Origin of the sequence: uncultured Marinobacter sp., assembly GCF_963974375.1 — a bacterium.
Lineage (GTDB): Bacteria > Pseudomonadota > Gammaproteobacteria > Pseudomonadales > Oleiphilaceae > Marinobacter.
Genome location: NZ_CAXBDN010000150.1, coordinates 1 through 10508 on the forward strand (window position 1 = coordinate 1; position 10508 = coordinate 10508).

General features: G+C 55.4%; 15 protein-coding genes. 11 read left to right on the top strand and 4 right to left on the bottom strand.

Annotated elements, in window-relative coordinates; all coding sequences use genetic code 11:
* Positions 1 to 162 precede the first annotated feature (162 nt).
* Genes AAC035_RS13060 through AAC035_RS13070 form a run of 3 tightly spaced genes read right to left on the bottom strand, consistent with a single transcriptional unit; the run spans position 163 to position 2800 of the window.
* Complete coding sequence (locus AAC035_RS13060) at positions 163 to 1500, bottom strand: HipA domain-containing protein (protein WP_339804871.1); 1338 nt, start codon at positions 1498 to 1500, stop codon at positions 163 to 165.
* Positions 1497 to 2285, bottom strand: coding sequence for a metallophosphoesterase (locus AAC035_RS13065; RefSeq protein WP_339804873.1), 789 nt, complete (start codon positions 2283 to 2285; stop codon positions 1497 to 1499). The genes AAC035_RS13060 and AAC035_RS13065 overlap by 4 nt, the downstream gene beginning before the upstream one ends.
* Positions 2279 to 2800, bottom strand: a complete 522-nt coding sequence (locus tag AAC035_RS13070; RefSeq protein WP_339804875.1) for a hypothetical protein — start codon at positions 2798 to 2800, stop codon at positions 2279 to 2281. The genes AAC035_RS13065 and AAC035_RS13070 overlap by 7 nt, the downstream gene beginning before the upstream one ends.
* A 150-nt stretch (positions 2801 to 2950) precedes the next feature.
* On the opposite strand from AAC035_RS13070, the gene AAC035_RS13075 reads away from it, so the two are divergent.
* From AAC035_RS13075 to AAC035_RS13125, 11 genes are all read left to right on the top strand, one after another.
* A complete protein-coding gene (locus tag AAC035_RS13075) occupies positions 2951 to 3295 on the top strand; it encodes a hypothetical protein (RefSeq protein ID WP_339804877.1) in 345 nt (114 codons plus the stop codon).
* Entirely contained in the window at positions 3292 to 3993 is a 702-nt protein-coding gene (locus AAC035_RS13080) for a metallophosphoesterase (protein WP_339804878.1), read from the top strand. Before AAC035_RS13075 ends, AAC035_RS13080 begins: the two co-directional genes overlap by 4 nt.
* Positions 3986 to 4630, top strand: coding sequence for a 3'-5' exonuclease (locus AAC035_RS13085; protein ID WP_339804879.1), 645 nt, complete (start codon positions 3986 to 3988; stop codon positions 4628 to 4630). Before AAC035_RS13080 ends, AAC035_RS13085 begins: the two co-directional genes overlap by 8 nt.
* Positions 4627 to 5262: a metallophosphatase domain-containing protein gene (locus AAC035_RS13090; RefSeq protein ID WP_339804881.1), complete on the top strand. Its 636-nt coding sequence runs from the start codon at positions 4627 to 4629 to the stop codon at positions 5260 to 5262. Before AAC035_RS13085 ends, AAC035_RS13090 begins: the two co-directional genes overlap by 4 nt.
* 15 nt (positions 5263 to 5277) lie before the next feature.
* A complete protein-coding gene (locus tag AAC035_RS13095) occupies positions 5278 to 5517 on the top strand; it encodes a hypothetical protein (RefSeq protein ID WP_339804882.1) in 240 nt (79 codons plus the stop codon).
* Between the two features lie 7 nt (positions 5518 to 5524).
* Positions 5525 to 6379 (top strand): nucleotidyltransferase domain-containing protein, encoded by an 855-nt coding sequence (locus AAC035_RS13100; protein ID WP_339804883.1) that lies wholly within the window; start codon positions 5525 to 5527, stop codon positions 6377 to 6379.
* Between the two features lie 138 nt (positions 6380 to 6517).
* Positions 6518 to 7174, top strand: a complete 657-nt coding sequence (locus AAC035_RS13105; protein ID WP_339804885.1) for a hypothetical protein — start codon at positions 6518 to 6520, stop codon at positions 7172 to 7174.
* 42 nt (positions 7175 to 7216) lie between these two features.
* Positions 7217 to 7498 (top strand): DUF1778 domain-containing protein, encoded by a 282-nt coding sequence (locus AAC035_RS13110; RefSeq protein WP_339804886.1) that lies wholly within the window; start codon positions 7217 to 7219, stop codon positions 7496 to 7498.
* Between the two features lie 122 nt (positions 7499 to 7620).
* Positions 7621 to 7917, top strand: a complete 297-nt coding sequence (locus AAC035_RS13115; protein WP_339804888.1) for a helix-turn-helix transcriptional regulator — start codon at positions 7621 to 7623, stop codon at positions 7915 to 7917.
* A 122-nt stretch (positions 7918 to 8039) separates the two neighbouring features.
* Entirely contained in the window at positions 8040 to 8465 is a 426-nt protein-coding gene (locus AAC035_RS13120) for an MbcA/ParS/Xre antitoxin family protein (RefSeq protein ID WP_339804890.1), read from the top strand.
* A 609-nt stretch (positions 8466 to 9074) separates the two neighbouring features.
* Entirely contained in the window at positions 9075 to 10052 is a 978-nt protein-coding gene (locus AAC035_RS13125; protein WP_339804892.1) for an EAL domain-containing protein, read from the top strand.
* A 295-nt stretch (positions 10053 to 10347) separates the two neighbouring features.
* Here AAC035_RS13125 and AAC035_RS13130 read toward each other — a convergent pair.
* Positions 10348 to 10508: TraR/DksA family transcriptional regulator (locus AAC035_RS13130; RefSeq protein WP_339804895.1), on the bottom strand; the 161-nt coding region annotated here is incomplete at its 5' end.

Here is a 10508-nt window from a genome sequence, read left to right on the forward strand (position 1 = left end):
CCAGCCCTGGACAATCCGGCGATACGTGCGGATGATTGCTTTAGGATCGGACCTGGTCAGGTGCTTGGAGTCGTCTCTCATTTCACTTATCGTCCACCGGGTTCATCAAAAACTGTATGGCCATAGCTGGCGACCAGACGCTTATAGACGTTGAGCGTGGGTTCACAAATCAGCAAGAGCGGACGGCGACAGTATTCGAGGGTGTCTTTTAACAGACTCCGGTAAGGCCTGCCATTCCTCAGTATCCGCTAACTGTCTGAGGGCTGCACCTTGCTTTCGCAACCCCTCGAAAACCCGCTCTGGGTTCTGGGCGTAATGCCGTACGATCCGCTGCCAGTCCGGGCGGCCCCTGGTTTGCCAGACATCCGGCCAGACGGTGGCCCAGGACACGCCATCATCGTCCATGACCATGGGGGCCAGGTCGTAGATGGGCGTCAGATACAAACCCTCCCGGCTTCGGTGGAAAGAGAGGTTGCGGCCATGGTTGTCGCAGTTGCCCAGCAGGCGATTGATCTTGTCCCGGATCAGGTATTCCGTCAGCAGGCCATCGTGGTCACTGGCCAGCGGCAGCAGTTCGTCCAGCACGGCGTCGTGGTAGAGACGAGCGCCGTCGCCAATCCGTCCCATGGCGCTATAAAGAGATTCAACCGAATAACGCTGCCCCTCCGGACCCCGATCAAAGCGACGCACCCAGAGTGAATCATCCAGCCAGTGGACTTCCGGGACATCGAACCCCAGCTTTTTCAGGGCCGTCATATAGAGAAACTCTACCCGCAGGATTTCCTGGCGGGAGCGGTTAAGGGGTTCGCGGGGAAACTTCACCAGCCAGTGATCGGTGACCGAGAAATCCGGGCGAGCGCCCTCCCAGTAATACAAACCATCCGAGCACCGACTGATCAGCAGTTTCGGGCTCTCTCCCCCGGCCCCAAGGCCGGCCCAGAGTGGCAGACCCTTGCACTCCTCCTGTTCAAGGCGCAGAAGCCCCTTGCCGTAGGTAAGTTCCTCCACGGAAAAGCCTCTGATCGGTGGTATGAAGAAATCGTCGTCCCTGACGGGTTGGATGCGCAGATTGCCAATGGGAGCCTGAGCGCCCTGACGCAACAGCAGGATATCTCTGCTTGGGCCATCCTTTTTTAGATAGAACAACCGGGCCGCCATTTGCTGTCGACCCCAACCGCTGGGAATCAGGTCCCGCAGCAGCGCGGCAACAGGCTCGTCCCGATGGCTACTGAGCAGCCCACCGGAGAATCGGATCCCGACCTGCTCGTCGAAGCCCAGGGACCAATCAAAGTCCTCGTCTTCGTTATCGTCATCTCCGTCGCCACACTCACTGCCCTCTTCGACGACACCCATAAACCGGGAATCCAACAGCTCGATACTCGATATATAGTCCAGCCGCATAGGGCTGTAGAGCCCCCGTTCCGGCTCATAAACCGTTACCGTTGCAATGGGCTCCCAGTGAAAGGAGCGCCACTGTTCCAGAGTCAGTGTCTCCTTCACGGCTCGTCTTCTCGCATCAGGATCACCACTCGACCATCCACATTCAGGGCCTGGCCATCCCCCATCGGGATCAGCCAGGGCCAGCCCCAGTGGGAGTGCCCAAACACCGTCAGCCCCCGATACCCCGTGGCCAGCGACAAGGCGACGCCGGGATCACCCCGGCGGTTGCGCTCCGGATCATCCGGCTCCTGGTGAAGCAGCAACAGATCGGGACGGCCGGAGGTGACACGCTCCATCACAGACAGATACGAGTGCTCGGTTCGCCGCTGATGGCGGCCGGGTTCACCAACAATGCCACTGACACCACCCACCACCAGTTTCCCGACCGTTTTGGTCTTTCCGTCGAGCACCTGCACGTTACGGGGCAAGGACTTGGGGTCCGTCAACTCATCGTGATTGCCCAGCACTCCGATCACCTGGGAGGCCATACGGGCGAAAGCACGGAACACCTCATCCACGGGCCCGGTGCCTCCGCGCTTGTGGCAGTCGGGGTAGTCGTAGAGATCACCACAAAGCAGGACGGCTTCCGGTTGCGGAATCACCGAGCCTTGCACCAGATCAGCCAGCGCCTCTGCCACCGCCTCGCCCATCAGACGGTTCTCACCGCCCTGCTCCCGCCCCTGCAGGTCGGAGGCGAACACCAGTGCCTTCATAGCATCGGGCAAACCAGTGGCATAGGCCCGATAGAACGGCAGTCGCTGTCGCAAAGGCGTACCCGACGGGCCGCTGGTGCGGTAGGCAAGGGAGTGAAACGGCTCTTCATCTATTCGGGTGATTCTCAGCATGCAGGCTCCAACTGCGTCAGCAGCCATTGGGCAACCTGCTCACAGACCTCATCATTGTCGGTGGCTGGCACCAGCACACAACGCCGGGCAGCCATCGCATCTGCGAGTTGCTTTTCGAACGGGTCGTCGGGATTGGTGAAGGCCATTCCGGATAGCCGGGCCAGTGGCTCGTTCTGGGCGATGGCGGCTTGCCGCTCACGAATAAACTGCTCTGCGGCGGCGCGATCCTCGAACTGGAGTGGCCGCTGGATATAGAAGGTGTCCGGAATGGGAAACTCCCGGCCATCCCGGGCATAAGCCACGATCGAGCCGCTGGATTCCGGCAGGTAGGCATCCGGTCCCTGCAGCGCCTCCAGAGCCGATCGAAAATCAGGGAAGGGTTTCGGGAACCGGTCTCTGAGATCAAAAGTACGAAACGCGAAAATTTCACCGCTCGGTGAAAAAAATTCGTCGGCATGAGCTCCGTAGGCATTCAGACCCTTAAGCAATTGGTTTTCTGTCAGTTTTTCAGTCATGCGAGGGAGGGCTCCGCGGCCGCACGGGCCTTTTATTAATACAATTTGTATCAATAACCTAATAATGTTATTTGACATGCATTTCAGCAGAGCATAACTTAGGTTTTTAGGAACTCCAAGCGCCAAATGAACAAAGACAGGAAAATTGAGATGCACGGCACCGACTCGTGGCTGAACGGTTTTGTGACGCTGGAAAACCTCGCCAGTCATCCCGAGGGCTGTTTGCAGAAGGCGCCTGTGGCGGTTCGTGATGGCGAGGCCACACTGGGTTATCTGATCGATCCCGCCAGTTTCGAGGCATTGATGGCGATGGTCGTGGCCTATGAGCAGCAACATGCCGTTGAGGGGCGGTTTCAACTCAGTGGGGATGAACTGAGATCCATTGCCCGGTCCGGCACACAGTTGCTGAGTGAAGCGTCTGAGGCGGAACTGGCCGAATTCGGCCAGTTCCACGAAGTGAATTTCAGCAACACGAGCGACGACGGAACACCATGAGACGCCACCTGATCGTCCACCAGTTCATCGGGCGCAATCCTTCAGGGCGGGACTGGGTCTGCGGAGATCTGCACGGCCGTTATGCGGTATTCCGTGCCGAGCTGGAGCAGTCTGGATTCAACCCGTCAGTCGATCGTCTGTTTCTGCTGGGGGATCTGATTGATCGCGGACCGCAATCTCAGGAAATGCTCCTCTGGGCGCTGGAGACGGACTATGTCTTCAGCATTCTCGGAAATCATGAGCTGATGTTTCTGCAGGGATCCACCCACCCTAGTTACCGGGACAAGCACAGAGCCATTGGGGGTGCCTGGGCGGATGATCTGGACTTCAGTCAGTATCGTCGCCTCACCACCGCCTGTGCAAACCAGTTTCCGCTGACCATGACCCTGGAGTGCGAGCACGGCACCCTCGGCCTTGTTCACGCTCAGACTCCGTTTGATGACTGGCAGCAGGTGAGCTGTGCCGAGTATTCCGACCAACTCGCCATTAACTGCACCTGGCCCTGGAGCCGGGCAACAGGCCCGGACAACGCGATCAACGGGGTTTCGGTTGTGGTGTCCGGGCACATCGGGACCTACGACATCGTGACTCGCGCCAACCAAATCTGGATCGATACCTTCGAGGCGTCCGGGCGCGCCTCACTTATACTTGCGTCTGACCTGCTGAACTGGGTTCGGGAGGGCCTGACCAATGACTGATCCCTATCCCAACAGTGACAGCCCACTCCTGGTGGTGGATCTGGAGGCCACCTGCTGGGAGAGCCGACGCTCGCCTACCGGCGAGCCCCAGAGTGAGCAGACCATGGAGATCATCGAGTTCGGCTGCGCCCTGGCCACCCGACAGGGAGAGCTTCTGGACAGCCGGTCGTTTCTGGTAAAACCCACCCAGTCGCCGACCCTCAGTGATTTCTGCACATCCTTGACCAGCATCACCCAGCCCATGGTGGATGGGGCCCCCGCCTTTGCGGACGTTATCCCGCTGCTGGATCAATGGCTGGGGGCGCCTGCAGACTCGTTCATCTGGTGCAGCTGGGGCAATTACGACCGGCTGCATATTCTGGCGGACGGTGCCAAGCACAAGTGCTTGCCCGCCTTCATGGCCTACCCGCACCTGAACCTCAAACGGATCTGGCGCCGGACCACCGGTCAGAAACGGAAAAATGGTCTGGCCCATGCGCTGGCGTATCATGATTTGTCGTTCAATGGTCATCACCACCGGGGCGTGGACGACGCGCGCAACATGGTGCGCCTGCTGCCGTTTATGGATTGGTCGCTGGCGCCTGAACTGCTGACTTACCCCGATCCGAATCTACCTTTTGTTGAGGCGCGCTCATGAGGCTGGTCTGTATTTCCGATACCCATAGCCTGCACCGCCGTATCCCGGAGATCCCGGACGGGGATGTGCTGATTCATGCGGGCGACTGTTTAGGGGCGGGCACACTTTCCAATGTGGAAGAGCTGAACGAGTGGCTCGGCGCGTTGCCTCATCACCACAAAATTGTGATCGCAGGCAACCATGACTGGGCCTTTCAGGAAACCCCGGAACTGGCCCGGGAGGCGCTGACTCAGGCTATCTACCTAGAAGACAGTGGCGTAGAGATTGACGGAGTTCGCTTCTGGGGCTCGCCCTGGACGCCCACGTTCATGGATTGGGCGTTCATGCTGGAGCGGGGGCAGCCCCTGCACGAGCAGTGGAAACAGATTCCCGATGACACGAATGTGCTGATCACTCACGGACCGCCGAAGGACATTGGTGATGAGGTGGACCTGGGATTCCGGTGCCAGAACGTGGGGTGCGTGGATCTCAAGCACCGGGTTGCCCAAATGACCCAGCTGAGAGCCCATATTTTCGGGCACATCCATGAGGGCTATGGCGAATACCACATTGGCGGCAGTCGGTTCATCAACGCGAGCACCTGCACTGCGCGCTACGAACCGACCAATCCGCCCATTGTTCTGGACATCTGAGATACGGAGGTTGTGATGACGGCGGAAGAACTGATCCGACACCTGCAGGCCCTGCCCCCTGAGACCCCCGTTCTCGTTGAGGGCTATGAAACCGGCTGTGACGAGATCGTGGGTTTGCAGACACTGGAGGTTTTCCGATACCCGCGGGCCCAGGAATGGGATGGCCAGTATCAGACTGACGGCAAGGTCCGGCCCCGTAACCAGGCACCGTTTCCGGCGGTGATGCTTTTGGGTCGGCGCGAGCATCTCAGGTAGACACTGTATGACACGGAAAAGGCAATACCACCTCAACCACCTGGTTGGTCAATGTGATGCGGATGCACCGGTACCGCAGGATGTCCGGGACAGGGAGGATGCACCGATGATCGGCCTGGAGCAACGGGTCATGGAAGGCCAGGTAAATATTCGTGAGTCGGTCCTGCTGTTCACTGAAAAAGCTCGCCATGACTATGACGTCGAGAGACTCATTCTGTTTGGTAGCCGGGCCCGGGGCGATCACACACCAGACAGCGATGTGGATGTTGCGGTGATACTCCGGGGGAAACCTGGGGATTACGTCGACACCCGGCTAAAGCTCGCCGGCCTTGCCTATGACGTCCTACTTGAGACGGGGGCGCGCATTCAGGCACATCCCGTCTGGGTCAGCGAGTGGTCCGCTCCGGAAAGTTACTCCAATCCACAACTGCTCAAGAACATTGCAGAGGATGGCAACACGCTCTGGAGTTACGGATGCGATGGAGCAGCCTGTGATCAGCCCAATCCTCGTCCGATCCACTATGTCGACGCCGAAACTGGACTGGTCTCCGCAGACCTCATGGTTCAAGCGTTCCGCATTACCAAGCGGGAACTGGCCTCTGCAGTAGGGCTTGGAGTTGAGGCGATAACCAGATCAGAACGTGTTCGCTCCCCTAAAGTGCAAGCACGTTTGCGGGAAGCGGCAGAAGTTCTCAGTCGTGCGCGGCCCTGGGCTGGGTCGGAAGCGGCTTCCTGGGTGTGGTACCGGTCAACGAGCATTCCGTCACTGGGTGACCTGACGCCGGAGGAACTGGTTGCAAGAGGCCAGAGCGATGATGTAATGGCTTACCTGAATCATCTGGTGGACGGGGGGTTTGCTTGAATACTGAGGTTAAGTTTGATGTCGTGTGAAGGCCTATCAGGCACATGCTCCCACCCGAGCGCGAGAGCCGGAGCCTGTTTAAGACGCCGCTTTCTTCAGCAGGCGAGTGAATGAAGATGCCTCTTAATGGCGACACCGATGACGACCAGTGAACACCAAAAGAGGTCTGAGCGGCTTTGCAAATGGCAACGGGTGGCAAAGCAATACCTTCAACTCTTCGGACTGGGGCTTTCCAGCAGCTTTTCGATGATTGCACCATCGGGGCCAGACAGGTTCAGATTTTTGAGCGAATGCTTGATCCCTACTTTAAGAGAACACGGCTATATTGTCGTTTTCACCAAACTGGGGGACAACCCCGACGCACCGCATTTGGCCCTACTGGAATCCCTGGAGCGTTCAATTCGAGATCTTGATGAAGGTCCTGAGGTGACAGACAGGTCCAACAAACTCCACGAACCGGTAATCTCTGCGGCGGTGTCCCCAGAAAGTGACCGGGCCCTGGAAACCACACCCGCAAAGAACATGCATCTTCTCCTGCTGGACGATTACATGTCGGAACTGGAACACCAGAAATCGGGCCGGACGATACTGATAGTGGACAATTTCGATCGTCTTGCGGACTCACCAGCATTTGACTCTCTGACCTATGCCCTGCGCACTCAACTCGACAAAAGGCGGGGGACCATGCTGAGCCTCTTGGTCGGGTCATCTAATCAACAGATGAGTAGGCTTTTGAAAGACCGTCGGTCGGCTTTCTACCATTTTGCAACTGATCTACCTGCCCCAGAGTTTTGATTAAAGGGCTGAACATCGGCAAACTCAGTAACGGTGAAAATCATGGCGACTACAGTTAATGGCGGTACCCAACTGGTTGCACAAGTCGACGCGGAAACTCGAGAACTCATTGATCGAGCAGCTGAGTTATCAGGCCTCAGCCCGAGCCAGTTTCTGGTTTACGCTGCGACCAAAGAAGCCACAAGGATTAAAGAGCAGGCGCTTCACATACATATATCACAGGAAATTGCGGACAAAATGCAGGCGCGTTTGGACAATCCTGAGCCTCTTTCTCCAAAACTGCGAGACGCAGCGAGTCGCCACAGAAAAATGAAATCCCGGTAAGTTCAGACTTTGCTCTGGTCAGCTGGGCGCCAAGGCAGGTACTCGCAACACCATCCACCCGGTCCGCTCGTTCGGAATTGCGGTAGAGATCTAGCAACATGTAAATATCAACGGAGTTTGGAATGGGTCGATCACTGGAACAAATACTGTCAGAAGAAAAAACAGAAGTCGTCCACGCAGCGCACGCCAAATCCGATGCCGCGCTCCTCAACATTTACCTGGTTGAGTTGCGAACTCTGCTGGGAAAGACTCAAATGGAAATCGCTTCAGCACTCGGGGAGTCTGCCATTGCCGATCTTGAGCATGCTGGAAATGACATCAAACTATCGTCCCTGAAGCGCTACGTGGAGGCGATGGGCGCTAAGCTCAAGGAGGGCGTTGAAAGGCCTGACGGCACTCATCACTGCTTTCCAGTCTGATCAACCCCATGCAATGATCCGCAGGTGTGGCCAAAGCACACTTAGAATACCCCGAAGGATTAACCGGGCTCTAGCCCAGGCACTCTAATACTCTGTGGAACTAGAGGAAAAGAAGGATCACCGTGGAACCATTCTTGGATACGCTCACAATCGAATTGGGCCTGGATCCTGAGATCTATCGCAACCCGGCAAGTTTCATAGCCACCGTTCGAGCGGAGATCTCCGGCCAGATTCTCAGGCGGGCGCTGGAGAAGCTAGGTGGTAAGCAGATATTCGCACGGGCACTAAACACGGATGCCACTGGCCTCGAAAACTACTGTAGGGCCATACGACTTGACCGCGGAAAATCTGAGATCGTTCTGGATACCATTCGTGTTTGGATCCGAATTCAACAGATTTGGGAGTCTGGCCAATTGGCCGAGAGCTGGATTCGTTCCAACGTGCCAGCGCTGGGCGGGTTACGCCCACTAGAATTGTTTGATACCTATGAGGGGCGCCGATGGGTGATACAAGTGATTGAGAAAATTGAGTGCGGCGAATTCAGTTGAAGTGAGTAGATTCTGCGCATAGTGCACTAACCGCAATCGTTGCCCTTTCCCCGTGCCGATCTTCTTTCTAGGGAAGAGCCTGCTAGAGGTTTAATTTGTCACAGGTATCCTGCCAAAAAATAGGCTGCCGGTTAACATTTCTTTACATGGTGACCGGTATTTTCAAGCTAGGCTGCTTACTAATTGCTACCAATTCCAAAAAGTGGGCGATGGCAAATTTGAAACACTGGTCCAGGCCGGCCTAAGTAATTCCAAAACCTACAATTTTGAACGCCAAATTATCAGGGCTGTCAAATGAATAGAGTGAACAGTAGTTACCTTCCTACGTTTATAAATTTCTGGGACCCTTATGCGCTGCCGAGGTCGGTCAGGAATCTTTGTCGATTGCTAGTAATTAGCGTGTTTTTAGCCTTGGGGACCGTTATAGTTTACGTAACCGGGGGCACGGGCTATGCGTACCCGTATGTGATTCTGTTGCCAGTGCTCTTGTCAGCCATTTGGTTTGGATTACCCGGTGCCACCCTTTGCGCAATAGTGGGAGGACTTTTACTTGGCCCCATGATGCCTCAGGACGTCTCAACCAGCACATATCAATCAACGGAAAACTGGTTGGCACGAATAGCCTTCTTTCTGCTCATTGGCACTTTTGCGGCCGGACTTTTTCAAAGCCTTCGCCAAGCCAATCAACGCCATTTATACGCTCTGGAAACTGATCATAAAACGGGCCTCAGAACTCAAGCTGCCTTGATGAGGGATCTTGGCCGACTGTTAAGAAGAGCGACTAAAGGCGATCCTCCATCCTCTGCCTTACTTTTATTGCGGATGCAGGATTTGTGGGAAATCCTCCAGACAATGGGCGCCGATAGATCTGAACGGTTAGTTAAAGACGTCGCAGAGCGAGTCAGTCAGAACATTAAAACACCTCATCGGATTTACAGATTTAGCAAGTCTGAATTGATAATTCTATTCTCCGCAACCTCTCAGGATCAAGTGGCCTCAGTCTTCGAAATATCTCAAAAGATTGGTGAAGAGGAAACGAGTATGGACGATATTCCGTTACGCGTGCAGATTGTCGCAGGAAGTTACCTCATCGGAGGAACTGATGCGAATGCGGAAATTGTCGTCAATCGCGCTAGAACGGGTTTGTCCGTAGCGATTGAAAATAATGTTTCCTACCGTCGCTATGATCCGATGTTTGACCAGAAAACGGCAGAGCGCGTGCAACTCATCGCACGAGTCCGCGATGGCTTGGCCAGGCAGGAGTTTCAGCTGTTCTACCAACCTAAGATCTGCTTAAAGACCGGCCAGCACATTGGTTCAGAAGCTTTGTTACGTTGGTTCAATCATGAAGGCAAAATGGTTATGCCGGGACTGTTCATGCCGAAGGTTGAAAGCACCACGCTGATAGACCCAGTTACGCGCTTTGTGATCGCGAGAGCCTGCGAAAATATCAAATCCGGAAATCTTATGTCGGTTAGTTTGAATTTCGCGATCAACAACTTGATGCGGGTTATTTATGCACGGTTTTGCAATTTAAATCCAGGCGGCCGGAAATTACCCATTAAAAATCAACGAACTAAAAGTTAGCTCTGTAAAGGTAGGCATAGGCTTACAAATTAAACCACAGCAATTTGACCGAATCCTGGCCATTATCGTTATACGCCCACCAAAGCTACAGGTAAGAGGTTTGCGTAACAAATTCTCTACTGGCCCCGGCACATGACAGTTCAGTTTTGAACTCTTGAAGAAAGGAGTATCTGACCGTTTCAGGAGAAAAAATCGGGGCAGAAAGCGCAATGCGAATGTTCGCTTCTGTTTAGCTGAGTTCAGAGGATGCCCTGGTCGCAAAGCGGACATTCAGTGCGGCATGCAAACCCAGCGGCTATCGAAGCTGGCTATCCTTACTGCCCCTCCGATTGATACCGCTAGCCCGGGTATTCCGCTTTTCATGGGCCGACTGGCAGTCAATACAAAGCCGAACTCCGGGAATCGCCTTGCGCCGGGCCTCTGGAATCGGCGCGCCACATTCATCGCATTTCGTGG